20 protein-coding genes and 1 tRNA gene are annotated in these 25,356 nt (G+C 73.2%); 11 read left to right on the top strand and 10 right to left on the bottom strand.

Annotated elements, in window-relative coordinates; genetic code table 11:
* The 3 genes from AE652_RS03925 to AE652_RS03915 all read right to left on the bottom strand — a co-directional run.
* Positions 1-2,093 (bottom strand): glycosyltransferase family 2 protein (locus AE652_RS03925; protein WP_082345212.1); only part of this gene is annotated, 2,093 nt, incomplete at its 3' end.
* Positions 2,094-2,736: 643 nt separating this feature from the next.
* A complete protein-coding gene (locus tag AE652_RS03920) occupies positions 2,737-3,414 on the bottom strand; it encodes a 3-oxoacid CoA-transferase subunit B (protein ID WP_082345209.1) in 678 nt (225 codons plus the stop codon).
* Between the two features lie 4 nt (positions 3,415-3,418).
* Positions 3,419-4,180 (bottom strand): CoA transferase subunit A, encoded by a 762-nt coding sequence (locus tag AE652_RS03915; protein WP_049649684.1) that lies wholly within the window; start codon positions 4,178-4,180, stop codon positions 3,419-3,421.
* A 466-nt stretch (positions 4,181-4,646) separates the two neighbouring features.
* On the opposite strand from AE652_RS03915, the gene AE652_RS03910 reads away from it, so the two are divergent.
* From AE652_RS03910 to AE652_RS03885, 6 genes are all read left to right on the top strand, one after another.
* Entirely contained in the window at positions 4,647-5,918 is a 1,272-nt protein-coding gene (locus AE652_RS03910) for a substrate-binding domain-containing protein (protein WP_082345208.1), read from the top strand.
* Positions 5,919-6,016: 98 nt separating this feature from the next.
* Positions 6,017-6,757, top strand: a complete 741-nt coding sequence (locus AE652_RS03905) for an ABC transporter ATP-binding protein (protein WP_049649683.1) — start codon at positions 6,017-6,019, stop codon at positions 6,755-6,757.
* A gap of 119 nt (positions 6,758-6,876) precedes the next feature.
* Positions 6,877-7,653 (top strand): ABC transporter ATP-binding protein, encoded by a 777-nt coding sequence (locus AE652_RS03900; RefSeq protein WP_234348217.1) that lies wholly within the window; start codon positions 6,877-6,879, stop codon positions 7,651-7,653.
* Entirely contained in the window at positions 7,653-8,519 is an 867-nt protein-coding gene (locus tag AE652_RS03895) for a branched-chain amino acid ABC transporter permease (RefSeq protein WP_049649682.1), read from the top strand. The genes AE652_RS03900 and AE652_RS03895 overlap by 1 nt, the downstream gene beginning before the upstream one ends.
* Positions 8,520-8,728: 209 nt before the next feature.
* Positions 8,729-9,856 carry a branched-chain amino acid ABC transporter permease gene (locus AE652_RS03890; protein WP_049649689.1) on the top strand — a complete coding sequence of 376 codons (1,128 nt, stop codon included), beginning with the start codon at positions 8,729-8,731 and terminating at the stop codon, positions 9,854-9,856.
* A complete protein-coding gene (locus AE652_RS03885; RefSeq protein ID WP_049649681.1) occupies positions 9,853-10,758 on the top strand; it encodes an alpha/beta fold hydrolase in 906 nt (301 codons plus the stop codon). Before AE652_RS03890 ends, AE652_RS03885 begins: the two co-directional genes overlap by 4 nt.
* 123 nt (positions 10,759-10,881) lie before the next feature.
* Here the strand turns inward: AE652_RS03885 and AE652_RS03880 are convergent, their stop codons facing one another.
* Positions 10,882-12,159 (bottom strand): lipoprotein, encoded by a 1,278-nt coding sequence (locus tag AE652_RS03880; RefSeq protein WP_049649680.1) that lies wholly within the window; start codon positions 12,157-12,159, stop codon positions 10,882-10,884.
* 416 nt (positions 12,160-12,575) lie between these two features.
* Positions 12,576-13,163 carry a DedA family protein gene (locus tag AE652_RS03875; protein WP_234348218.1) on the bottom strand — a complete coding sequence of 196 codons (588 nt, stop codon included), beginning with the start codon at positions 13,161-13,163 and terminating at the stop codon, positions 12,576-12,578.
* 644 nt (positions 13,164-13,807) lie between these two features.
* On the opposite strand from AE652_RS03875, the gene AE652_RS03870 reads away from it, so the two are divergent.
* Positions 13,808-14,899: an LLM class flavin-dependent oxidoreductase gene (locus AE652_RS03870; protein ID WP_049649678.1), complete on the top strand. Its 1,092-nt coding sequence runs from the start codon at positions 13,808-13,810 to the stop codon at positions 14,897-14,899.
* Between the two features lie 365 nt (positions 14,900-15,264).
* Here AE652_RS03870 and AE652_RS03865 read toward each other — a convergent pair whose 3' ends face one another.
* Positions 15,265-17,433 (bottom strand): bifunctional diguanylate cyclase/phosphodiesterase, encoded by a 2,169-nt coding sequence (locus tag AE652_RS03865; protein WP_234348216.1) that lies wholly within the window; start codon positions 17,431-17,433, stop codon positions 15,265-15,267.
* 441 nt (positions 17,434-17,874) lie between these two features.
* Positions 17,875-18,300, bottom strand: coding sequence for an OsmC family protein (locus AE652_RS03860; protein WP_049649677.1), 426 nt, complete (start codon positions 18,298-18,300; stop codon positions 17,875-17,877).
* 276 nt (positions 18,301-18,576) lie between these two features.
* Between AE652_RS03860 and AE652_RS03855 the strand changes: the two genes are divergently transcribed.
* Both AE652_RS03855 and lepB read left to right on the top strand, forming a co-directional pair.
* Positions 18,577-18,912, top strand: a complete 336-nt coding sequence (locus AE652_RS03855; protein ID WP_049649676.1) for a chorismate mutase — start codon at positions 18,577-18,579, stop codon at positions 18,910-18,912.
* A gap of 294 nt (positions 18,913-19,206) precedes the next feature.
* Complete coding sequence (gene lepB / locus AE652_RS03850; RefSeq protein WP_063780047.1) at positions 19,207-19,995, top strand: signal peptidase I; 789 nt, start codon at positions 19,207-19,209, stop codon at positions 19,993-19,995.
* On the opposite strand, the gene AE652_RS03845 is transcribed toward lepB, so the two are convergent.
* The 3 genes from AE652_RS03845 to AE652_RS03835 all read right to left on the bottom strand — a co-directional run bounded on the left by AE652_RS03845 (position 19,958) and on the right by AE652_RS03835 (position 23,933).
* Positions 19,958-21,052, bottom strand: a complete 1,095-nt coding sequence (locus tag AE652_RS03845; RefSeq protein ID WP_049649675.1) for a DMT family transporter — start codon at positions 21,050-21,052, stop codon at positions 19,958-19,960. The two genes, lepB and AE652_RS03845, sit on opposite strands and share 38 nt — an antisense overlap.
* Positions 21,053-21,219: 167 nt before the next feature.
* Positions 21,220-23,466: a transglycosylase domain-containing protein gene (locus AE652_RS03840; protein WP_159028343.1), complete on the bottom strand. Its 2,247-nt coding sequence runs from the start codon at positions 23,464-23,466 to the stop codon at positions 21,220-21,222.
* Between the two features lie 393 nt (positions 23,467-23,859).
* Positions 23,860-23,933: transfer RNA gene (locus AE652_RS03835), tRNA-Lys, on the bottom strand.
* A 188-nt stretch (positions 23,934-24,121) separates the two neighbouring features.
* Between AE652_RS03835 and AE652_RS03830 the strand changes: the two genes are divergently transcribed.
* Together AE652_RS03830 and AE652_RS03825 are read left to right on the top strand one after the other, a co-directional pair.
* Positions 24,122-24,913, top strand: a complete 792-nt coding sequence (locus tag AE652_RS03830) for a DUF998 domain-containing protein (RefSeq protein ID WP_082345204.1) — start codon at positions 24,122-24,124, stop codon at positions 24,911-24,913.
* A partial coding sequence (locus AE652_RS03825) for an alpha/beta fold hydrolase (RefSeq protein WP_049649674.1) occupies positions 24,910-25,356 on the top strand: 447 nt, incomplete at its 3' end. The genes AE652_RS03830 and AE652_RS03825, both read left to right, overlap by 4 nt.

Below are 25,356 nucleotides of genomic sequence, written 5' to 3'. Positions count from 1 at the left end.
GGGCGGGGGGCGGGAGGTGCGGGCTGCGCCGGTCCGGCGGTCCGGACGGCTCGGGGGTCGCGGGCGTGGCGCGGGCGGCGCTTCTCCAGGACGACCTGCGGGGCCGCCGTCGGGTCGCCGGTGACGGTGAGGGTGGCGGTCGGGCGGGTCCGGCGGCGGCGTACGGCGTCGCCGGCGCTGATCAGGACCGGCAGGAGGGTGAGCAGCAGGGCGATCCAGGCCCAGGTGCGCATCGCGACGTGGTCGTAGCCGGTGACGTAGGAGGCGGCGATCGCGCCCCCGAACACCAGCGTCCAGAACAGGTGGAAGCGGAAGGTGCCGAGCCGGTCGGTGCTGGCCGAACTGCCCTTGGGCGTCACCACGAAGCGGCTGCGGCGGCGGACCAGCGCCTGGAGCAGCGAGGCCGCGTAGACCGGACCGCAGAGCGCCGACATCACCATGCCCGCGACCCCGGAGGAGCCGGCCGGCTCGTGCGGGCTCACGTTGTGCTTGCGGTTCCAGGTGTAGAGCAGGAGCTGGAGCGCGGCGGCGTCGCTGTAGAGCATCATCCAGATCTCCGAGGAGACGTGCACGCCGGAGGCGCCGAAGCCCAGGTAGAGCACGCTGGACAGGCCGCCGAGCAGCCAGGTGAGCGCCGCCATCGGGTAGAAGCCCACCATCAGCGAGTAGTTGAGCAGCCGGCCGGGCGACAGCCGCCACAGCACCCGCCAGTACTGGGTGAACAGGGTCTCGTAGGTGCCGCGGCTCCAGCGCAGTTGCTGGGAGAAGAAGTCGGTCCAGGAGGACGGGCCTTCGCCGACCGCGAGCACGTCCGGGGTGTACACGGACTTCCAGCGTTCTCCGGTCTCCGGGTTCCGGCTCCGGTGGAACTCCAGACCGGTCGCCATGTCCTCGGTGATGGAGTCGTACAACCCGCCGATCGACTGGAGAGCGCTGATTCTGACGGCGTTGTTGGTGCCCACGAACATGGGCGCGCCGTAACGGTTTCCGGCGCGTTGGATGAGGGCGTGGAAGAGGTACTGCTGGCTCTCGGAGAATTTGGTGACGGCCGATCCCGAGCTGCGGTAGTTCCCGTACACCTGGGGGCCGACCACGAATGCCACGTCGGGGTCGCGGAAGTAGCCGAGCATCCGCTCGCAGAAGTCCGGCAGCGGAACGTGGTCGGTGTCCACGGACACCCAGAACTCGTAGTCGTCGCCGTGGGCCTGGAGCCAGGCGTTGTAGTTGCCGTGCTTGGTCCCGGCGCGGAACCGGCCCTTCGGCCGGTTCCAGTGCGGCCGGCCGGCGCGGGTGAAGTGGCGCACGCCCAGCTCGGCGCAGAGCTCCCGCATTGCAGGATCGTTTCCCTCGTCCAACAACCAGACGTCGTACGGTCCGTTGTGCCGGACGGCCCGCGCCGCCGTCAGCGTGGCCCGGACCATCTCCGGCGGCTCCTTGCCCGGCACGCAGGTGGTGAGGAAGGCGACCCGGGTGCCGGGCTCCGGCGTCACCGGGACCGGGTCGCGGGCGACCAGCGTGGCGTGGGTGTTGGAGACGACGTTGACCAGCCGGAACACCTCGACGACGGCGATGATGCCGATCATCACCTTGTCGCCGAGCAGCACCAGGGAGTTCGTCTCGTCCAGCCGCTCGGGCCAGTGCTCCGGCAGCAGCAGCCAGACCAGCAGCACCGCCTCCACCACGGGGGCGGCCATCAGCAGCAGCGCGGCGCGGATCCGGTGCGGCTCGCGGCGCAGCAGGCTGCGGTACCGGACGCGGTAGGGGGCCGCGGGGGGCGGCTCGTACAGGGCGGCTGTCGGGGCGGGGCCGTACGAGGTGGGGCTGTATGCGGTGGGGCTGTATGCGGTGGGGGCGTGCGGTCCGCCGGGGGAGGGCGGGTGCGGTGCGACCGGTTCGGGCCAGTAGACGCCGCCGCCGAGGTCGTCGTCCTCGTCCGGGTCGTACGCCGGGCCCGCGAGACGGCTGAAGTGGCCGTAGTCGTAAGGGGCTTCGGGTATGGGAAGGGCGCGCAGGGCGGCCTCGTCCAACTCCCCGGCGCCTCGCCCGTGGGCCGTTCCGACGCCCTTGCGTCGTGAGAACGGCGGCGTGGTCATAGCTGCTCCCCCCGGAGTTCGCGCCTTGCGCGGCTCGCTCGGTTCACTCGGCTCGCTCGGCTCTTGCGTGGGTCTGCCTCGACTCGGAGCCGTCCGGGTGGAACAGGGTGGAACCGGCCGGAATCAGCTGGAAACAGCTGGGAACAGCCGGAACCGGCTGGAACGAGACCCGGCGAACTGCGGTTCTCGGGCAGTTCCCGGGTCGTCCGGCAGATTCGGCGTGTGCGACCGGTTCGGTTGTGCGTCGGTACGGCGGCCTCGAATCCGGGATCCCGATGCACTTTCCAGCTTCCCCTCCGGGTACGTCGGGATCCTTGGCCGCCTCAACTCTCCCTGAGCGCAACGGTGATCGCAACCAGTCCGGGAGATCGCCGTCGCCCAGGCATGAAGATGCCACGGTTTCCGGCCGATCCGGCGGGCGTTGGTGCTAATGCGGTGAATTCGCTCCGGCCCGGGCGGTCCATGGAACTCGGTGGTGGTGGAGGGCTGTTGCGGAGTTGCCCGTGGAGCCGTTCGCGGGGTCGCTGTCGTGTGCCGGCGGGGGCAGCGGAACGGCCGGACCGCCCCTCGGGGCGATCCGGCCGTCCGTACGGGGCCGGGCTGGTCAGGCAGGCTGGTCGGCCGGGCTGGTCAGGCAGGCTGGTCAGAGCGGGGGCAGCAGGGGCGCGCCGGTCGCGGCCTGGACCTCGGCGAAGTCCACGCCCGGCGCCGTCTCCACGACCCGCAGCCCCTCCGGGGTCACGTCGACCACCGCGAGGTCGGTGACGATCCGGTCCACAACTCCCCGGCCGGTCGCGGGAAGTGACAGCTCCTCGACGATCTTCGGCGAGCCGTCCCGGGCGGTGTGCTCCATCACCACGATCAGCCGACGGGCCCCGTGCACCAGGTCCATCGCGCCGCCCATGCCCTTGACCATCTTGCCGGGAATCATCCAGTTGGCGAGGTCCCCGGCGGCCGAGACCTGCATCGCGCCGAGCACCGAGACGTCGATCCGCCCGGCCCGGATCATGCCGAAGGAGAAGGCGGAGTCGAAGTACGAGGCGCCGGCGGCGACCGTCACCGTCTCCTTCCCGGCGTTGATCAGGTCGGCGTGCTCGGCGCCCTCCTCCGGGTACGGGCCGACGCCGAGGATGCCGTTCTCCGAGTGGAGCACCACCTCGACGCCCGGCGGGAGGTGGTTGGGGATCAGGGTCGGCAGGCCGATGCCCAGGTTCACGTACTGGCCGTCGCGCAACTCGCGGGCGGCGCGGGCGGCCAGGGCGTTGCGGGGATCGAGAGCGGTGGCGGTGGTGGTGGCGCGGACTGCGGTCTCGGTGGGCATCGGCTCAGGCCTCCTGGAGTGCGGGGCGGACGGTCCGGCGCTCGATGCGGCGGTCCTCGGGGTCGGCGGTCACCACCCGGTCGACGTACACCCCGGGCAGGTGCACCGCGTCCGGAGGGAGCTCGCCCGGTTCGACGATCCGGTCCGCCTCGACCAGGGTGATCCGGCCCGCCGCCGCGCAGAGCGGGTTGAAGTTCCGGGCGGCGGCGTGGAACACGCAGTTGCCGTGCCGGTCCGCCACCTCGGCCCGGACCAGCGCGAAGTCCGCCGTGATCGCCTCCTCCAGCAGGTAGCGACGGCCGCCGAACTCCCGGACCTCCTTCGGCGGGGAGGCCAGGGCCACCGAGCCGTCGGCCGCGTAGCGCCAGGGCAGCCCGCCCTCCTCGACCTGGGTGCCGACCCCGGCCGGGGTGAAGAACGCCGGGATGCCGGCGCCGCCCGCCCGGAGCCGTTCGGCCAGCGTGCCCTGCGGGGTCAGCTCGACCTCCAGCTCGCCGGAGAGGTACTGCCGGGCGAACTCCTTGTTCTCCCCGACGTACGAGGAGGTCATCCGGGCGATCCGGCCCGCCCGCAGCAGCAGGCCCAGCCCCCAGTCGTCCACCCCGCAGTTGTTCGAGACCACCCGCAGTCCGGTGGCGCCGGAGTCCACCAGGGCGCCGATCAGCGTGCTGGGGATGCCGCAGAGGCCGAAGCCGCCGACGGCCAGCACCGCGCCGTCGGGAACGTCCCCGACGGCGTCGGCGGGGGAGTCCAGGACCTTGTCCAAGGGGTCACCTCGTGAGGGAGTGGGCGGAGGGGGTGGAAGAGGAAGGGGCGGAGCGCGGCCGGGGTGGTGCGGCGGCCGGGGCAGGTGGGACGGGCAGGTGGGAGGGGCGGCCGGCGGGCTCGGCCGCCGCGCGGAGCCCGTGGCCGTACCAGGCCGGGCTGGGGTCCTGCCTGGGCCGGACCGGGGTCGGGCACGCCGCTGGGGTTGGCTGCCGTCGGACGGGCTCCGCGCCCCTCCACCGTCACCGGGCAGGGGTGGGCACAGCCATGGCGGCCACCCCCATGGGTGGGCGCGGAGCCGTGTCGGCGGGCCACACCCGGGCGCCCGGGGGACGGCGGCGGGCCGACGGTATGTCGACCAGATCCACATCCCGACCGGCTGATACGTCGACCGGGCACATGTCGCCGTTCCCACCGCACACCTACGGTTCCCGCATCCACCCGCCGCACTTCAGGAGTCGGTCACCATGCGCAGCTCGACAAACCCCTCCAGGACCGCCTCCGGCGTTCGCCTGGGCGACTCCCTGACCGGCGGCCCGGCCCGGAAGCTCGCCGCCCTCGCGGCCTGCGTCCTGCTGGCCTCGGGCTGCGCCAAGGCCGGTACGGCCGGGACGAGCGCGGCGGACGGTGGATCGAAGGGCCCGATCAAGGTCGGCCTGGTGTACTCCAAGACCGGGCCGCTGGCCGCCTACGGCAAGCAGTACCTGGAGGGCTTCAAGGCCGGCCTGAGCTACGCGACCAAGGGCACCGGCGCGGTCGACGGGCACAAGATCGAGTTCGAGGAGCAGGACGACGCCGGCGACCCGGCCAAGGCGGTGTCCGCCGCCAAGGACCTGATCGGCAAGGGCTACAAGGTGCTGGCCGGTTCCACCGCCTCCGGTGTGGCCCTCCAGGTCGGCCCGATCGCCGCCCAGAACAAGGTGCTCTTCATCAGCGGCCCGGCCGCCGCCGACAAGGCCACCGGTCTGAACAAGTACACCTTCCGTTCCGGCCGCCAGTCCTACCAGGACATCAAGACCGCGGCCTCGTTCATCGGTGACGCCAAGGGCAAGAAGGTCACCGTGCTCGCCCAGGACAACGCCTTCGGCCAGGCCAACGTGGCCGCCGTGAAGGCGCTGCTCGGTGCCGAGGGCGCGACGGTCGACCAGGTGCTCGCCCCGCCGAGCGCCACCGACCTCACCCCCTTCGCCACCCAGGCCAAGACCGCCAAGCCCGACCTGCTGTTCGTCGCCTGGGCCGGCGACACCGCCTCGGCCCTGTGGACGGCGCTCAACCAGCAGGACGTGTTCGCCGACACCAAGGTCGTGACCGGCCTCGACCTGGCCGCCTCCTACCCGCTGTTCGGCCCGGCCGCCGAGAAGATCTCCTTCCTGAACCACTACTTCGACGGCGCCGCCGGCACCCCGGTGGAGAAGGCCATGACCGATGCCGTCACCGCCGCCGGAGGGAAGACGGACATCTTCACCCCGGACGGCTTCACCGCCGCCCAGATGATCGTGCACGCCGTCGAGTCCAACCACGGTTCCGCCGACGACACCTCGGCCCTGGTCAAGGCCCTGGAGGGCTGGAGCTTCGACGGGGTGAAGGGGAAGACCACGGTCCGCGCCGAGGACCACGCCCTGCTCCAGCCGATGTTCCAGGTGCGGCTGACCGGCAGCGGTGCCGCCGCCAAGCCCTCGGTGGAGAAGACCCTGACCGCGGACGAGGCGGCACCCCCGGTCACCCCGATGGCGGGCTGATCCCGATGCCCGCCCGCACCACGTCGACTCCTTCCGCCTCCTCGGCTGCCTCCGCCGCGTCCACCTCGTCCGCGCGGTCCTCCGCGTCCTCCTCTCCGGTGCTGCGTCTGGACGGGCTCGGCTGGGCCGTCCGCGGCGTGCCGATCGTCGAGGACGTCTCCTTCTCGGTCGGCGAAGGCGAGTTCATCGCCTTCATCGGGCCCAACGGCGCCGGCAAGACCTCCCTCTTCAATCTGATCTCGGGCATCTACCCGGCGACCCACGGCAGCCTCCACCTCGACGGCGCCGACATCACCGCCGAGACGGTGCACGCCAGGGCCCGCCGCGGGCTCGGCCGCACCTTCCAGACCTCCTCCCTCTGGCCGGGGATGACCGTCGCCGATCACGTCCGCCTGGCCGCCCAGGCGGCGGCCGGGCCGGGTGCCTCGTACCGGCTCTGGCGCCGCGCCGAACGCTACGAGCAGCAGCTGGCCGACACCCTGGAACGCACCGATCTCACCCACCGCGCGGACACCCTGGCCAGTGCGCTCTCGCACGGGGAGAAGCGCAAGCTGGAGCTGGCCGTCCTGCTGGTCTCGGAGCCCCGGCTGATCCTGCTGGACGAGCCGATGGCCGGAGTCAGCGCGGAGGAGGTGCCCGCCCTCACCGAGCTGATCCGTTCCGTGCACCGTGACCTGGGCCGGACCGTCCTGATGGTCGAGCACCACATGGACGTCCTGCTCGGCCTCGCCGACCGGCTCGCGGTGATGCACCACGGCACGCTGCTCGCCCTGGACACCCCCGAGGCCGTGATGGCCGACCCGACCGTGCAACAGGCCTACCTGGGTGAGGCGTTGTGACCTCCTCTCCGTTCTCCGCTCAGCGCCCCGCTCCTTCGGCGCGCTCCGCCTCCTCTCCGTCGTCCGCGTCCTCGCCGTCGTCCGCTGCCGAACCCCTCCTCTCCGTCCGCGATCTGCGGGTGGTCATCGACGGGCTGCACATCCTGCACGGCGTCGACTTCGACGTGGCCCCCGTCGGGGTGACCGCGCTCCTCGGCCGCAACGGCGCCGGGAAGACCACCACCGTCAAGGCCGTCATGGGCCTGGTGCCGCGCACCGGAAGCATCCGGCTGTCCGGCTCCGAACTCTCCTCCCTTCCCACGCATCTGGTCGTTCGTCATGGCATCGGCTACGCGCCCGAGGACCGGGGGATCTTCGCCGGCCTCACGGTCGCCGAGAACCTCCGCCTCGCCGAGCGCGCTGCCGGGAGCGCGAGCGGGAGTGGGAGTGGCGGCGAGGCCGGTGAGCCCAACTACGCACTCGTCCACGAGCTCTTCCCCGAACTCAAGCAGCGGGCCGGGCAATTGGCCGGGACGCTCTCCGGCGGCCAGCAGCAGATGGTGGCGATCGGCCGGACGCTGCTCAACTGCAACCGGTTGATCATCGCCGACGAGCCCACCAAGGGCCTGGCCCCGAAGATCGTCGCCGAGGTGGCCGAGGTGCTGGCGCGTGCGGCCGAGGCCGTGCCCGTCCTCCTGGTCGAGCAGAACCTCGCCCTCGTCCGCCGGCTGGCCGGCACCTGCGCCGTCCTGGCCGACGGCCGTACCGCCCACCGCGGAGACACCGCCGAGCTGTTGGCCGACGAGGAGGCCGCCCGCCGCCTGCTCGGCGTCGGCTCACGTCACCCGCTCGCCGGCGGGCCCCGGCCCGCCGCCTCCCCGGCCGCCCCTGTCGTCACCGCCGAGGTGAAGCCCTGATGGACACTGTCGTCCTCCTTTTCTGTACCGGACTCGGTCTCGGTGCGCTGTACTTCCTGGTCGCCTCCGGTCTGTCGCTGATCTTCGGTCTGATGGACGTGCTCAACTTCGCGCACGGCGCCCTGCTCTCGATCGGCGCCTACGCCACCTGGTGGGCCGGTGCCGAGGCCGGTCTCTCCTTCTGGCTCGCGGTGCCGTTCGGCACCCTGGTCGGAACGGCCGCCGCCGTCCTGCTGGAGCTCTTCCTGATCCGGCCGCTCTACAACCGGCCGCGCGACCAGATCCTTGCCACCGTCGGGGTCGGGCTCGCCGTACCCGCCCTGCTGATGGGGATCTGGGGCGCGGACTCCCGCCCCTTCCCGCAGCCGGAGCTGCTGTCCGGCACCTGGCACGTGCTCGGGGCGACCGTCCCGGTCAACCGCTTCGTGCTGGTGGCCGCCGCCGCCCTGCTGCTGCTCGCTCTTCGGTTGTTCCTCGCCCGCACCCGCTACGGGCTGATCGTCCGGGCCGGCGTCGAGGACCGGGCGATGGTCACGGCGCTCGGCATCGACGTCCGGAAGGCGTTCACCCTCGTCTTCGCCCTCGGCGGGGCGGCCGCCGCCCTCGGTGGCGCCCTCGGCGGCCTCTACTTCGGTTCGGTCAATCCCGGCCAGGGGACCGGCCTGCTCATCTTCGCCTTCGTCGTCGTGGTGATGGGCGGCATGGGCTCCGTGACCGGAGCCGCCGTCGCCTCGGTGGGCGTCGGCCTCGTCCAGCAGTTCGCCAACTACTACACCGGCGCCGGGCTCGGCGACCTCTCGGTCGTCGTCCTGCTCGCCGTGCTGCTTCTCGTCCGACCCCGTGGACTCACCGGGAGGCTCGCGTGAGCGCCGAAACACCGATCACGAGCACCGGTGGCCCCGCGGCCGGCCGCAGCGCCGCCGCTCCGGCAGGGGGGACTGACACCAGCCCTGCCGTGACCACCATGTCAGCAGAGGGGACTGACACCAGCTCCACCGACACCGCCACTGTGGCAAGGGGGACTGACACCGGCCTTGCCGAGACCCATTGTGAACACAGGGCCGAGTCCGGCGCCATCCCTCGAACGGGTGATCCAGTCACTAATCGCTGGACTGGCGTGCACAGAGCGCTACGCTGGTGGCCGATCGCTCTGCTGATCACGCTCCTTGTCGCCCCATACAGTGCGCTTCCCGTCCCGGGACTGCTCGACGGCCCGCTCGGCAGCCCCGGAAGCCTCCAACTGCTCGCCCTGTGCCTCCTCTACGGCGGGCTCGCCACCGGTTACGACCTCCTGCTCGGTCGGACCGGACTGCTCTCCTTCGGCCACGCGCTCTACTTCGCGACCGGCCTCTACGCCACCGACCTCGGCATGCTGGAGCTGCGACTGCCGTTCGCCGCCGCCGCGGTGTTCGGCGTCTCCTGCTCCGTCCTGCTGGCCCTGCTGCTCGGCTCGGTCAGCCTGCGCGTCACCGGCATCGGCTTCTCCATGGTCACCCTCGCCTTCGCCCAGGCCGGCTCGATCCTCGTCCAGCGCAACCCCGGTGGCGCCACCGGTGGCGAGGAGGGCCGGTCCGCCCCGGCCGACCTGCTGCCCTCCGGCCTGCTCGGGATCGAGAACACCGCCAACCTCTACTGGATCGCCGTCGGCTACCTGGTGCTGACGGTCGCCGCGGTCCACTGGGCCGTCAAGTCCCCGATCGGCCGGGTCTGGGAGGGCATCAAGGAGAACGAACGCCGGGTCGAGGTGCTCGGACTGCGGCCGTACGGCTACAAGTTGGTCGCCTTCGTGCTGGCCGGCGGACTCGCCGGGCTGGGCGGGGTGGTCTACCTGCTGCTGACCGGTGGCGCCACTCCGCAGGCCGCCACCTCGGACGCCACGCTCGCGCTCCTGGTCATGGTCGTCCTCGGCGGCTCCGGCACCCGCTGGGGGCCGCTGCTCGGCGGTGTCCTCTACACCTGGGCGAGCCACCGGCTCGGCGACCTCGCCAACTCGTCGGCCGTCGCCGACCTTCCGGCGGTGCTGCGCGTGCCGCTCTCCCAACCCCTGTTCCTGCTGGGCGCCCTGTTCGTCGCCGTGGTCTACCTGCTGCCCGGCGGCCTGGCTAGACTGCCTGCCCGCATCCGATCCGCCCGCACCGGCCGTTCCGCCCCGGCGCCGGCCGGCCCCGGAACCGCCCACCCCACCGGAGGTACCCCCGCGTGAGCCAGTCGCCGCTGAAGCCCGAGGAGTTGACCGTCCCCGTGCCCGGTGGGGACCTGGCCGTCCTGCGCTGGCCCGCCGAGGACCCGCAGGCCCCGACGGTCGTGGCGGTGCACGGCATCACCGCCAACGGCCTCGCCTGGTACGAGGTCGCCCGCCGGCTCGCCGGCCGGGTCACCCTGCTCGCGCCCGACCTGCGGGGCCGCGGCGCCAGCCGCTCGGTCACCGGACCGTACGGACTGGCCCGGCACGCCGATGACGTGGCCGCGCTGATCGGCGCGCTCGGCTCGGGGCCCGTCACGGTGGTCGGCCACTCGATGGGGGCCTGGGTCACCGCCCTGGCCGCCGTCCGGCACCCCGACCTGGTCCGCCGCGTCCTGCTGGTCGACGGGGCGGTGACCTTCCCGCTGCCGCAGGGCGTCCGCGAGGAGGACGCCCTGGCCGCGGTGCTCGGCCCCGCGCTGGCCCGGCTGTCCACGACCTTCCCGGACCGGGAGGCCTACCGGGAGTTCTGGCGCGGGCACCCCGCCTTCGCCGGCGAGTGGACCGAGGGGATCGACGCCTACACCCAGCGCGACCTGGTCGGCGCGGAGCCCGAACTGCGCTCCTCCTGCGTGCTGGAGGCCGTGCAGGCCGACGGCGCCCAGGTCCTGCTGGACGAGGACGCGGCCGCCGCCGTGCACCGGCTGCCCTGCCCGGCCGACCTGATCTGGGCCGAGCGCGGCCTGTTCGACGAGCCGCAGGGCCTCTACGACCACGAGCGGATCGGGCTGGCCGGACTGGACCCGGAGCGGGTTCCGGCCTCGCCGGTGCCGGACACCAACCACTACTCGATCCTCTGGGGCGAGGCCGGGGCGGACCGCATCGTCCGCATCCTGCTCGCGGACGCCCTCACCGCCGGGTAGCCGGTCCGCCCCGGAGCGCCGACCGGGAACCGATCAGGACGCAGACCGGAACGCCGACGGCCGGCGGGGACCCGCACCCCCGCCGGCCGCCGCCGGTGCCCCGTCCCGCCGCTCCCCGGCGGGTCAGCCCGCCGTGCCGAGGAAGCTCTCCCAGCCGCCCGCCGGCGCCTGGCCGACGTTGAGCGAGCGCAGCTTGCGCAGGGTGGACTGGTCCTGCACCTCCAGCCACTCGACGAGCTGCTTGAAGGAGACCAGTCGGACGTCGGGCTTGCCCGCGATGGTCTTGAGGGTCTCCTCGACGGCGTCCATGTAGATGCCGCCGTTCCACTGCTCGAAGTGGTTGCCGACGAAGAACGGCGCGCGGTTGCCGTTGTACGCGCGCTCGAAGCCCGCCAGGTAGGAGTTGGTGGCCTGGGTGCGCCAGTCGCCGTACTTGGCCGGGTCGCCCTTGGTGCTGCCGGCGGACTGGTTGGCCAGGATGTTGTAGTCCATCGACAGGACCTGGAAGGTGTGCCCGGGGAACGGGATGGACTGCAGCGGGAAGTCCCAGACCTTGCCGTCCTGCACCTTCTGCGGCCATATCTGCAGGCCGCCCGAGGAACTGGCGTCGTACTTCCAGCCCAGCTTGGCGATGGTCGGCAGCAGCGCCTTCTGGCCCTCCAGGCACGGGGTGCGGCCGCCGATCAGCTCCTTCTTGTAGTCGAAGGGGAGCGGGTCGACATCGGTGAAACCGGTGTTGGTCCGCCACTGGGTGACGAAGCCGATCGCCTGGTCGATCTCGCTCTGCCAGTCCTCCGGGGTCCACACGTTGACCCCGTTCTTGTCCGGACGGCTGGAGCAGAAGTGCCCGTTGAAGTGGGTGCCGATCTCGTGCCCGGCCAGCCAGGCCTGGCTGACGAGCTTGAGCGTGCTCTTCACCGCGCCGTCCGACAGGTACGGGATGTCGGAGGCGCCGACCGAGTGCTTCGGCGGGTGGTAGAGGTCCGCCTTGCCCTTGGGCAGGGCGTAGATGCCCGAGAGGAAGAAGGTCATCGTGGCCTTGTGCTGCTCCGCCAGCTTCAGGAAGCGGGGGAACTGGCCGTCCTCGGTGCCGCCGGCGCCGTCCCAGGAGAAGACCACGAACTGGGGCGGCCGCTCGCCCGGCTTGAGCTTCTCGGGCTTGGGCTGGTTCGGCTGCGGGCCGGTGTCCGCGTTGGAACCGTCGCCGATCGGGGTGCCCTTGGGCACCACCGCCTGGGTGGGGTCGCCGCTGCCGCCCTGGGTGGTGCTCGCGCCGCCGGGGCCGGGGGAGGGGGAGCCCTGGCCCGAGCCGGACCCGCCGCTGGAGCAGGCCGCGACCGCGCCGAGGGCCGCGGTCGCGGCGGTTGCGCTGAGCACCGTCCTGCGCGAGATGCTGGTCATGGTCTCCCCTGGGTGCCGATACCGGTGGTGAGGGCGGCCCGCGGCCGCACCGGTCAAATCGGGCAATTGATGAATATTCCGCCGTTAGCATGTCATGTCGCCGCAGCGGTCACCAAGGTCGCCGAGCGCTGACGACTCTCAACACGCCGGGCGCATACGGCTGGGCTGCGGGGATGCCTCGACTGTTGCCGTCCTGTGACGCTTCCCGCCCCGTGCGGTCCGGTCAGTACGCTACCGCCGGTCGGTCCGCTCCCCGCCGGAGTTCGTCAGCGTTCGGCCCGGTTGGTCGCCCTTTTGGGAAAACTTTTGCCCCTTGCTGGGCCGGGCAGCCCGAAGCCCGCTATGGGGCCGCTCCGGGCGGGCCGGGCGGGAGGGGAAAGGAGGGAGAGAAGGGGGAGAGGCGTCCCGGAGGGCCGTCAGAGCGCGGCGAGTCGCCGGGTGCGGCGCACCATGCGTGCGATCGCGGTGCTGATGGCGGTGGCCGCCGCGCAGGAGACCACGAGGCTCAGCCAGGCGGTGTTGAACCAGTGGCTGTTCAGCCAGCCCAGCGTCACGATGTAGGCGGCCCAGACCAGTGCCGCCAGTGCCGACCAGTGCAGGAACCGGTGCGGATGGGCGGGGGAGTGGCCGATGGCCAGGTCGAGGACGGTCCGGCCGGCCGGGACGAACCGCGCGACCACCACCATCGCGGCGGCCGCTCCGTGGGGGCGTTCGATCAGGGCCTCCTGGACCCGGGTCACGCTGGCCGCCAGTTTCGGGCGCCGGGCGAGCCGGCGGTGCAGCACCGGGGCACCGCGCCGGGCCAGGTTCAGCAGCAGGAGGTCGCCCAGGAAGGAGGCCACCGCCACGCCCAGTCCGAGCATCAGGGGCGCGCCGTTGATCTGCGAGGTCTTGAGCACGGCCAGGATGACCAGCGTCCCGCTGGGGATGAACGGCAGGAGGGCGTCCCCGAGCACGGCGACGAGCGCCAGCGCGCAGATCCACGAGGATCCGATCGCGGCCACGAAGTTCAAGACCCTTTACTCCCTCCGTGCCTCCCGGGGGAGCAGGTGGCTGCAGGGGTCAACGCTAGCGCCTCGACTTTTCATGCCATGAAGCACCCCGGTATGGCATGGATCACGAGTGCTGATTCCGGCTGTGCCCCGAGGCGGCGGGGCCGTGCGTCCGGGCCGTATGTCCGGGTCGGCCGGGGTGAGGGGCGCCCGGGCGGCGGAGGGCCGCCGAAGCCGAACGAGCCCCCGGGGCGGGGTGCCGCGCCGAGGGCTCGCAGTGATCGTCCGGTGCTGGTCCAGCCCGACGATCTTGCTGGTGGAGTGCGGATCCCGCTCCGGCGGTCCGCCTCTGGGCCCAAGCCTGCCGGACGCCGACCCCCGGTCGCGAGGGCCCGGGCTGGCGACTTCCGGCGCTGGCGGGAAGTCGCCAGCCGTGTTCGCCCACTGGCTCTCCGTCAGCCGAACGGTCGGTCGGACGCCCGTGCGAAATGGCCGAAACCCACTCGGACCGTGGCCGGACGACATCCCCGAGGCGGGAACAGCGAGCCCCCGGCCGTGGTTGACCCCGGTCGGCGACAGCGACCGGCGGACCACCCGGGCCCGCGCGGCCGGCCACGACGGCCGGCTCAAGGACGGCAGCCAGGAGGGCGGACGGGATGACCACCGAGGACCAGCAGGAGCACGGGGCCGAACCGGCGGCCGACACGGCGATCCGGGGCACCGTCCGGGGAACGGCACCCGCCCCGCTCTCCATCCTCGACCTGGCCACGGTCGGCGTCGGCCACACGCCCGCCGAGGCCCTCGCCGCCACCACCGAACTGGCCCGCCGGGCCGAACAGTGGGGCTACCACCGCTTCTGGGTGGCCGAGCACCACGGCATGCCCGGAGTGGCCAGCTCCACCCCCGCCGTCCTGCTCGCCCACCTCGGGGCCAACACCACCACGCTGCGGCTCGGCTCCGGCGGCGTCATGCTCCCCAACCACGCCCCGCTGGCCATCGCCGAGCAGTTCGGCCTGCTGGAAGCCCTGCACCCCGGGCGGATCGACCTCGGACTCGGCCGCGCCCCCGGCACCGACCAGGCCACCGCCCGGGCGCTGCGCCGCGGCCTCGCCGAAGGCGCGGACGACTTCCCGCAGCAGCTCGCCGAGCTGACCCACTTCCTCGACGGAGACTTCCCGGACGGCCACCCGTACGCCCGGCTGACGGCCGTCCCCAAGGGCGAGGGCCGCCCGCCGGTCTGGCTGCTCGGCTCCTCCGGCTTCAGCGCCCAGCTGGCGGGCCGCCTCGGCCTCCCGTTCGCCTTCGCCCACCACTTCAGCAGCGCGAACACCGTCCCGGCGCTGGACCTCTACCGCTCGTCCTTCCGCCCCTCCGCCGTGCTCGCCGAGCCGTACGCGCTGATCGGCGTGAGCGCGGTCGCCGCCGACGACGAGCCCTCGGCCCGGCGCCTCGCCCGCTCCGCGGCCCTCGGCATGCTCCGCCTGCGGCGCGGCAACCCCGGCCCGATCCCTACCCCGCAGGAGGCCGAGGAGTACCCGTACAGCCCGGTCGAGGCCGACTTCGTCGACAGCTGGCTCGACAACGTCGTGCTCGGCGACCCGGGCCGGGTCGCCGACGGGCTGGAGGCCCTGCGCAAGCGGACCGGCGTGGACGAGCTGATGGTCACGTCGCACATCCACGGCCACGAGGCCCGGCTCCGCTCGTACGGCCTGATCGCCGAGGCGTACGGCCTGACGGCGACGGTGTGACGGCTGCGGCCTGACGGCTGTGGCGAGACCGGCCGCCGGGACTGGCGGCCCGCGGTCCTGCCACGGCCGTGACCGCCGCCGGGAGGTCCGACGCCGCGCCCCGGGCCGGCCGGGGCGCGGGCCGAGCGCCACGCGGTGGTGGGCCACACCACCGCGGGCCGGGCGGACCGAGCCGTCGGCCCGCGACTGTTGCTCACTGCGACCGCCTCGCCCCCGACCGCCTCGACCCGCCCTCGCCGTGTAGGGCGGGACGGCCGTCGCGGAGTATGGCCGCGGCGGGTTCGGCTTCGCTGGGGGGCGGGCGAAGTACCGGCCCTGGGCGGGCGCCGGCCGAGGCCCCACCTTGTTCCGGCCCGCCCCTGCGGCTAGCGGCCCTGTAGGGCGGGGCGGCCGTCGCGGAGTATGGCCGCGACGAGTTCGGCCTCGCCGGGGCGGGCGAAGTACCAGCCCTGGGCGGTGTCGCAGCCGGTCAGCCGCAGGCGTTCGGCCTGGGCGGCGCTCTCGATGCCCTCGGCGGTGACGGTCAGGCCGAGGGTGTGGGCGAGCTGCACCATCGCGCCGACGATCTGCTCGTCCGCGTCGCTGCGGCGGGAGCCGAGTTCCGGGCGGCCGGGCCGGTCCGTCGGGGAGGGCTCGCGGAAGCCCTCGATGAAGGTGCCGTCGAGTTTGAGCACGTGCACCGGCAGCCGGGAGAGGTAGGCCAGGTTGGAGTAGCCGGTGCCGAAGTCGTCGATCGCGATCCGCACGCCCATGTCGGCGAGCGCCTGGAGGGCCTGGAGGGGCCGGCCGCCGGGGCCGAGCAGGGCGCTCTCGGTGATCTCCAGTTGGAGCAGCCGGGCCGGCAGGCCGGTGCGTTCGAGGGCCCGGGCGACGTCGGCGACGATGTCGGAGTCCCAGATCTGGCGGGCGGCGAGGTTGACGCTCACGAAGGTCTCGGTCTCGGGGAACTCGGCGAGCCACTGTCGGGCCTGGCGGCAGGACTCCTCCAGTACCCAGGTCCCGAGCGGCACGATCGCGCCGGTCTCCTCGGCGAGCGGGATGAAGCGGTCCGGGGAGAGCGTCCCGTAGCGGGGGTGGCGCCAGCGGACCAGCGCCTCCGCGCCGTGCACGGTGCCGTCGGCCAGGCCGACCAGCGGCTGGTACTCGATCGCGAACTCGCCGCGTTCCAGGGCCGGGCGGAGCGCGGTGGCGAGCAGCTGCCGGGTGAGCTGGTGGGCGCCGCGGTCCGGGTCGTAGAGGGTCCAGCGGGCGCGGCCGTCGGCCTTGGACCAGTAGAGCGTGGCGTCGGCGTCCTTGACCAGGTCGGTCGAGGTGGTCTCGTGCACGGACCGTTCGACCACGCCGACGCTGGCGGTGACCACCAGCCGGTGCCCGGCCACGTCGAAGGGACGTTCCAGCACCTCCAGGATCCGGGCGGCCAGCTCGGTCAGCTGCTCGCTGCCCAGGCTGTCGGTGACCAGTACGGCGAACTCGTCGCCGCCCATCCGGGCCACCAGGTGGGTGTCGCGCCCGTCGAACCCGCGCCGCAGCCGGGTGGCGACGGCGATCAGCAGCTGGTCGCCGATGTGGTGGCCGAGCGCCTCGTTGATCGCCGCGAAGCCGTCGAGGTCCAGGTAGCAGACCCCGACCCGGCGTTCGTCCGGGGCGCCGACCGGGCCCGGCTGGTCGGCCGGCGCGAGGCAGGCGGCGTCGAGCCGCTCGAAGAAGTAGGTCCGGTTGGGCAGCCGGGTCAGCGGGTCGTGCAGGGCCTGGTACTCCAGCCGGTCGCCGAGTCGGCGCTGCTCGGTGATGTCCTCGACCAGCGCGAGGGTGTAGAGGGGGTCCCCGGCGCCGTCCCGGATCAGCGAGACGGTGACCTTGCTCCAGACCGTGTGGCCCTCGCGGTGCTTGAGCTGCTTCTCCACGCGGAACCGTTCCCGCTCGCCGCGGACGAGTTCGGAGAAGAGCCGGTCCGGCATGCCCTCCGGGTCGATGATCTCGTGCAGGTGGGTGCGGACCAGGTCGCCGACGCCCTGTCCGATCAGGGCGGCGAAGGCGGGGTTGACCTCGATGATCCGGTCCTCGGCATCGATCAGGGCCATGCCGATGACGGCGTCGCAGAAGGCGGCCCGGAACCGGGACTCGCTGGCCCGCAGCGCCGCCAGCAGCCGGTCGGTGTCGATGCTCTCCCGGCCGCTGCCACGGGTGAGCCCCCGCTCCCGGCGGGCGTCGCCGCTGAGCGGGGCCGCGCAGGTGGGGCAGAGCAGCGGCTCCGGCTCGGTCAGCGTCCCGCGGGCGGTGAAGGAGGTGACGGGCCCCGCGGCCGGCCCGGTGACGGATCCGGAGACGGGCCCGCCGCCCGTTCCGCCGGTCGATCCGACGACAGGTCCGACGACAGGTCCGACGGCTGATCCGGCGGTGGGTCCCAGGGTCGGTTCAAGGGCCGGATCGAGGACCGGTTCCAGGACCGGAGAGGCGAGGTGGCGGTGGCACGGTGACTCCTCGTGCCGCCCGCCCGGGTGGTGTGCGTCGGCCCCCTCGTTCTGGCCCGGCACGGCATGCTCCCGTCCGCTGCTGACGCTTGACGATGTCCGGCCGGCCAGTCGGGACCCGGCGGTCGGCTCCGCACTCTGTCGTGGTCCTCGGAGTCGGTCCGCTGCGGGGCCGCCCGTCGTGGGGCGCCGGTGCGCGGGGACCCGCCTGAAGGACAGGGCGCTGCGGCCGATCATAGGCCGCGACGGCAACACGCGGTGACCGCCGCCAGGGTGATTCGCCCGCTTTGTGATCATGAATGGCGGTACGTGCAGACGCCCCCGGTGCACATCACATGATGTGCGCCAGGGGCGCGTGCGCTGAAGCCGCGCCCCTGGGCGCCGACCGTGCGCCGGACGCGGACCGGTCGCGCGCCGACCGCGGGCCGGACACCGGCCGGGAGCCGGACGCCGGCCGGTCCCCGAGGGGCGCGGTGAAGAAGAAGAGGAGAAGAGGGGAGCGGTTCAGGCCAGCTTGGCGGTGAGGGTGATGGTGGTGCCGGTCAGGGCCTGGCTGACCGGGCAGTTGGCCTTGGCGTCCTCGGCGGCCTTGACGAAGCCCGCCTCGTCCAGGCCCGGCACCGTGCCGGTGACGGTCAGGTGGATGCCGGTGATGCCCTCGCCCGGCTGGAAGGTGACGTCGGCCTGGGTCTCCAGCGTGGTGGGCGGGGTGCCGGCGCCGGTGAGGCCGTGGGAGAGGGCCATCGAGAAGCACGCCGAGTGGGCGCCGGCGATGAGCTCCTCCGGGCTGGTCTTGCCGTTGGCCTGCTCGGCGCGGGACGGCCAGGACACCGGGTACGTGCCGATGCCGGACGATTCGAAGGTCACCTGGCCCTGGCCGGCGACGAGGTTGCCCTCCCAGGCCGTACGGGCGGTGCGGGTGGTTGCCACGAGCGGTTCCTCCAGTGCTGAGGGAGAGTGTTCGAGCGGTCACTTCCGGTCATGCGTGCCCCAGCCTACGGGCAGGGGCCTCCCCGCTCCGGCGTGTCACGCCGCAGCGGGGAGGCGGTGCGCGGTGCCGGCGGGCGGCTCCGGGGCGCTGTCCGGATCGTGGACGGTTCTGTTCGACGGTGCGGGGCCGGAGCGGGGGCCCTGTTAGATTTGCCCGGGCCCGAGCCCGGCCGGCGTACGGTCGGGCGCCCACTCCAGACACCGGGAGCCGCCCCGATGACGGACCACTCCACGACCCCCGACGCCGCTCTGCCCCAGGGGATCGACGACGCCGTACGGGCCGAGCTGACCAGCCTGCGCGAGAGCATCGACAACATCGACGCCGCGGTGGTCCACATGCTGGCCGAGCGCTTCAAGGCGACCCAGCGGGTCGGCCGGCTCAAGGCCGAGCACAAGCTGCCGCCGGCCGACCCGGCGCGCGAGCGGGACCAGATCAAGCGGCTGCGGGAGCTGGCGGCGGGGGCGAAGCTGGACCCGGTCTTCGCGGAGAAGTTCCTGAACTTCATCATCGCCGAGGTCATCCGCCACCACGAGGCCATCGCCCGCGCCTGACCGGGCCGGAGCCCGCACGCCCGGAGCCCGCACGCCCGGCGGCCGGAGGCCCCCGCGCCCGGAGCCCGCACCCCACCCGGAGACGGAGGCGGAGCGAACCCCCGGCAGCGGGCCCCGGTCGTGCCCGGCCCCTCCCGGCCGTTCCCAGGTGACCCCCGGTGATCCCCGGTGCGACCCCCCGGGCTCCTCCGGGACACCCGGCGATGTCGGTGGCGGCTAAATGACCGATTTCGTCAGGCTCCACGGTTGGCGTAGCGTGCAGGTTTCCCCAGCCGGAGAGGTGGAGCAGCGACGATGGCGGTGAACCTGCCCGAAACGCCCAGCGGGGCCGGAGCCCCCAGCGGCTCCGCGTCGAACGTCCACGAGGTGTCCGGCGGCCGCGCCGAGGCCCGCCGTCGGGCGCGCGGTTCGCGCGGCCGTACGGACCGCCGCGCGGGCCGGCGTCCCCGGCCGTGGTGGATCGAGCTGCCGGTGATGGCGGCGGTCGGCCTGGTGGTCGCGCTGCTGATCAAGACCTGCCTGTTCCAGGTGTTCACCATCCCGTCCGGCTCGATGGAGAACACCCTGCGGATCGGCGACCGGGTCGGCGTGAACAAGCTGGCGCCGCTGACCGGCTGGGAGCCGGAGCCGGGGCAGCCGGTGGTGTTCAAGGACCCGGGGGGCTGGCTGCCGCCGCAGCCGACCGACCCGAACCCGGTCACCAACGCCGTGAGCTCGGTGCTCAGCTTCGTCGGCCTGGTGCCGCCGAAGGACGACAACTACCTGGTCAAGCGGGTCATCGCGACCGGCGGCCAGACCGTGCAGTGCGAGGGCACCACGCTGACCGTCGACGGTCGGAAGGTCGACGAGCCGTACCTGCACCCCGGGGACGACTCCTGCGCCGGGCTGGACTTCGGGCCGGTGAAGGTGCCCTCGGGCTACGTCTGGGTCGAGGGCGACCACCGCAGCGACTCCGCGGACTCCCGGTACCACCAGCACGGCCCGGGCGGCGGCGCCGTGCCGGTGGACAACGTGGTCGGCCCGGTGTCGGCCGTCGTGTGGCCGCTCAGTCACCTCGACTGGTTCGGCTGGACCGGCCGCTGATCCCGCGTTCGGCGGCCACCCGGTCGGGGGCCCCGGGCCCGGCGGCTCCAGGGCCGTCGGCCCCCGCGTCTGAACCCGAGCCCGATCCCGTTCCCGAGCCCGTCCCTGAACCCGTCCCCGAACCCGCCTCCGCAGGCTTGCTCGCCTGCGCCGCGAAGGCGCCGGTCAGCACCAGCAGGCCGCCCGCGATCTGCGGCACCCCGAGGTGCTCGCCGAGCAGCACCCAGGCCGTCACGGTGGCGACCACGGCCTCCAGGTTGGCGACCACCCCGGCGATCGGCGGCGAGAGGTAGCCGACCGAGATCACCCCGGTCAGGTAGGCGAGCACGGTCGCGATCAGGACCATCCACGCGGCCGGGATGAACGCGGGCAGGGTGTGCCCGTTCATCACCACCGACCCGCCGAGCCGGCTCCAGTCGGCCTGCCACGGCCGGGTGAGGACGGTGAGCAGCACCGCGCCGACGAGCAGCCCGAACGCGCTGACGGCGAGCGGGTCGACCGGGCGGTCGCCGTGCCGGCCGGCGTCGGCGAGCACGAAGTAGCCGACCTGGCAGAAGGCCGCGCCGAGGGCGAACAGCACGCCCAGCGCGTCGAAGCTCAGACCGTTCCAGACCTCGACCACGCAGGCCAGCCCGGCCACCGCGACGCCGGCGCCGATGGCCGCGCCGCGGGTGATCGGCTTGCGCTGGACGAACTTGACGTAGCCGATCAGCAGCGGCGGGCCGAGGTACTCGATGAGCAGGGCGACGCCGACCGGGATGCGGGAGATCGCCGCGAAGTAGCAGGCCTGGACGCCCGCCACGGCGAGCAGGCCGAAGCCGAGCAGCAGGCCGGGGCGGCGCAGGACGGCGTCCCGGTGCCGGTAGGCGATCGGGAGGAGTGCCACCGCCGCCCCGGTGACGCGGAGCCACACCACGTGCAGGGGGGAGAGTCCGGCCTCTATCAGCGGCTTGGCCGCGGTGCCGGAGCCGCCGAAGGCGAAGGCGGAGACGAGCGCGAGGCCGAGGCCGAGGGTTCTGCCCGAAGGGAGGGTGGGCGAGGCCGTTGATCTGTGCACGGCCGCATTGTGACAGTCATACCAATGATCGGGTAAGGCGCCATTCCGTCATTCGGTCCTGCCCTTCACCGTACGCAGCGGCGAAATCACTCGGCCCCGGCCGCCCGGTCTCAGCTGAGAGCGGGCGGCCGGGGCCGAGTGAACGGGCCGGGGTGATCGGACCCCCGTCAGCCCCCGGACCGGGACGAGGCGCCCGCCCCCGTGAGCGCGTCCGTCCCGCCCGTCCCGCCCGTGGGCTGGCCGGTCGGCTGGCTGGTCGGGGGCGCGGTCGGCTGGGTGGTCTGCGTCGGCTTCGAGGTGGGCCGGGGCGGCCGGGTGGGCTGGGTGGTGGGCTGGCTGGTCGGCGGGGCCGTCGGCGCGGTGGTCGCGCCGCCGTCGATGCCGCCCGACGGGGTCGAGCCCGAGCCGTCGCCCGGCGCCGTGGTGGGGCCGGTGCTCGGAGCGCCGCTGGGGGCGCCCGTCGACGGGGCGCTGCTCGGCGTGCTCGGGGCGGTCGGCAGGTCGGTGGCGCCCGAGGAGTCGCCGCCGGCCGGAGTGGCGAAGTCGCTGACCGGCTGGCCCTTGAGCGCGGACTTCATGTAGCTGGTCCAGATCTGGGCCGGGAACTGGCCGCCGGCCGCGCCGTCGATGCCGCCGACGCCGCTCAGGCTGACCTGGGATCCGTTGCCCGGGTCCTGGCCGAACAGGGCGACCGAGGTGACCAGCTCGGGGGTGTAGCCCACGAACCAGACCGACTTCTGGTCGTCGGTGGTGCCGGTCTTGCCCGCCACCGGGCGGCCGAGGCCCTTGGCCCGCCAGCCGGTGCCGCCCGGGTCGCTCACCACGCCCTGGAGCATCGAGGTGACCTGGTTGGCGGTGTCCTCGCTGATCGCCTGGGTGGTCTTGTGCGCGGGCAGCGCGACGTTCTCGCCCTCGCGGTCCACCGACTGCACCAGCCACGGGGTGATCTGCTTGCCGCCGTTGTCCAGCGTGGCGTACACGCCCGCCATGTCGAGCACGCTCGGGGTGGCCGCGCCCAGCGGGATGGACGGCACCGGGTCGAGGCCCGGGGTGTTGCCGGGCAGGCCCATCGCGACGGCGGTGTCCTTGACCTTCTGGAGCCCGGTGTCCTGCGCGAGCTGCGCGAACGCCGAGTTGACCGACCAGTCGGTGGCCTGCTGGAGGGTGATCTGGCCGTAGCTCTTGTCGCCCTCGTTCGGCGGCGCGTACGGGGTGCCCTTGCCGCCGCGGACCTTCCGGCCGCTGGTGCCGTCGTAGACCGTGCGCGGAGTGACGGTGCGACCCTCCTGGGTCTTGGCGTTGTTCTCGAAGGCGGCGGCCAGCGCGATCGCCTTGAAGGTCGAGCCGGCCTGGTAGTCGCGCCGGGTGGCGTTGTCGACGTAGTGCTTCACGTAGTCGACGCCGCCGTACAGGGCGACGACCGCGCCGGTCTTCGGGTCCACCGAGGCGGCGCCGGCCTGGGCGGCCGCGTCCTTCTTCCGCTTGTCCGGGTTCAGGCTGTCGTGCAGCTGGGCCTGGACGGAGTCCTGGAGGGCCTGCTGGCGGGCCGGGTCGATGCTCAGCTTGATCGTGTAGCCGCCCTTGGCCAGCTCGGTCTCGTTGATCACGCCGCTGGAGGTGAGGTACTGGGTGGCCGCGTCGACCAGGTAGCCGGCCTGGCCGGACAGGCCCGGGTTCGGCTGGGGGTCCCGGACCTCCGGGAAGGCGGTCCTGGCCCGCTCGTCCGCGGAGAGCCAGCCCTCCTTGACCATGCCGTCGAGCACGTAGTTCCAGCGGTTGACGGCGTTCTGCTTGCCCGCCGCGGTCGCGGTGGCGACGTCGTAGGCGCTCGGGGCGTTCAGCAGGGTGGCCAGGTAGGCGCCCTGGGCGGGATCGAGGGCGGACGCGTCGATGCCGAAGTACGCCTGGGAGGCGGCCTGGATGCCGTAGGCGCCGCGGCCGTAGTAGGAGGTGTTCAGGTAGCCGGAGAGGATGTCGTTCTTGCTCTCGGTGGCGTCCACCTTGATGGCGATGAACAGTTCCTTCACCTTGCGGGTGACCGACTGCTTCTGGTTCAGGTACGTGTTCTTCACGTACTGCTGGGTGATGGTGGAGCCGCCCTGGGTGCCCTGGCCCTTGGCGGTGTTGACCGCGGCCCGGGCCAGGCCCTGGACGTTGATCGCGCCCTCGTTGTAGAAGTTCCGGTCCTCGGCGGCCAGCGCGGCGTGCTGGGCGGCGGGGGAGACCTTGTCCAGGGAGACGTTCTGCCGGTTGGTCTGGCCGGTGCGGGTGAGCACCGAACCGTCCGCGTAGAGCCAGGTGTTGCTCTGGGCGGTGGCGGCGGCGTGCGCGTCCGGCACCTTCACCAGGGCGATCCCGAGGGCGAACAGACCGATGCCGAGCAGCAGCGCGGAGCCGAAGCCCAGCAGGGTCATCCGCCAGGTGGGTATCAGCCGGCGCCAGCCGGTGCGCTTCGGACGTCGCGGCTTCCTGCCGCCGGACCCGCCGGACCCGCCGGCCGGGCCGGCGGAGCGCTTGAGCCGTTTGACCGGCCGGAGACTGATCGACGGCGTGCGACGGCCGCCCTGGGCGTTTCTGGACAAAGCGCGGCCTTTCCTGCGGGCGCATCGAGGCAGCCCGGCACGGACGGGGACATCGGCGGTTGGGGACCTTTGTCCCGATTCCGGTTTTACTGCCCTGGACGAGCAGAACGGGCCGGATAGCTCCGGCGGATCGCCAATCGAGACCGACATCACACGCAAAACGGACGTCGGAGGCCAAAAAATCGGGGAGCCCCTCGCTGCTGCGAGAGGCTCCCCAAATGTCTGTGCGCCGCCAGGGACTCGAACCCCGGACCCGCTGATTAAGAGTCAGCTGCTCTAACCAACTGAGCTAGCGGCGCCTGCTGACCTGGAAAACAATACACGGTTCCGAGGGGTGCCTCGAACCATCACCGAGCCATCACCGAACCGTCGCCGAGCCGCCCCCGGGTCGTGCCCGGGGCACCCGCGAACGACCCGGGCGGCGGCCGATCGATCCGCCCCTTTCCTTCCGGTTGGTCCGGAGTTCGCCGCTGGTTAGGGTGGAACGGTGCCCCGCCCCCAGCCAGGCCACCGCGCCGCGCGGACGACGGTCGCCACCCTGCTGCTGCTCAGCGCCGTGGCGTACACCGCCTGGGTGCTGGAGGTCGTGCTGAGCACCGGACTCGACCCGGTGCAGGCGTACATCAGCGAACTCGCCGCCGAGGACCAGCCGCTGGGCGGCCTGTTCCGGGCCACCGACCTGGCCGCCGGACTCTGCCTGCTCGCCGCCGCCGGCACCGCCCTCGCCACCGGGCGGGTCGGGGCCTCGCGGCGGCGGCGCTGGGCGCTGGCCGGCTGGTCCGCGCTCGCCCTGTTCGGCGCCGCGACCGCCGCCGACTCCCGGCTGCCGCTCAGCTGCGCCCCCACCAGCGACGAGATGTGCGCCGCCCGGGAGACCGCCGGGCTCGTCCCCGCCACCCACACCGCGCACGCGGTCACCAGCAGCCTCGCCATGGCCGGGGCGCTCACCGCGCTGGTCTCGCTCACCGTGGCCGCCCGGCGCTACCACTGGTGGCCGCCGGTGCGCCGGTTCGGGCCCTGGCTGCTGGGCGCCGAACTGCTCGCCACCGGCTGGAGCCTCGCCTCGATCGCCGCCTTCCAGGCCGGGCACGGCACCTGGGCGCTCGGGGCCGGGCAGCGGCTCCAGGTGCTGCTGGTCGCGCTCTGGCTCGGCCTGCTGGCCCTGGGCGTCGCCCGCTCGGACGGTACGGACGAGGACGCCGAGGACGCCGAGGTGAACCAGGGGGACGAGGGGCGGCGCCGACCGACCGAACCGTCCCCGGGACGGAGGCCGACATGAGCACCGCCGGACCGGAGGCCGTCGACCGGGCGCGCTTCCTGCGCGTCGACGGCGTCCCGCTGCACGTCCGCACCGAGGGCAGCGGCCCGGTCTGCCTGCTCTCCGGCGGCCTCGGCAGCAGCTGGTTCGACTGGGACCTGGTCGTCCCCTTCCTCACCCCGTACCGCACCGTGGTCCGCTTCGACCGGCCCGGCTACGGGCTGAGCGCCGGGGAGCCCGCCACCGGGCGGCCCGCGCCGACGGCGGCCGGCGAGGCCGGGCGGATCCGGGCGGTGCTGGACGGCCTCGGGCTGCGGGAACGCTGCACCGTGGTCGGGCACTCGCTCGCGGGCTTCCACGTCGAGGCCTTCGCCCGGCTGCACCCCGAGCGGACCGCCGGGCTGGTGCTGGTGGACGGCAGCGTGGAGGCGGCGGCCCGGAGCGGTCATGGGCGATCCGATCTC

Origin of the sequence: Kitasatospora sp. MY 5-36 (genome assembly GCF_001182915.1) — a bacterium.
Lineage (GTDB): Bacteria > Actinomycetota > Actinomycetes > Streptomycetales > Streptomycetaceae > Kitasatospora.
Note: the sequence above shows the minus strand (reverse complement) of the source record. Positions and strands in the feature narration are given on the sequence as shown.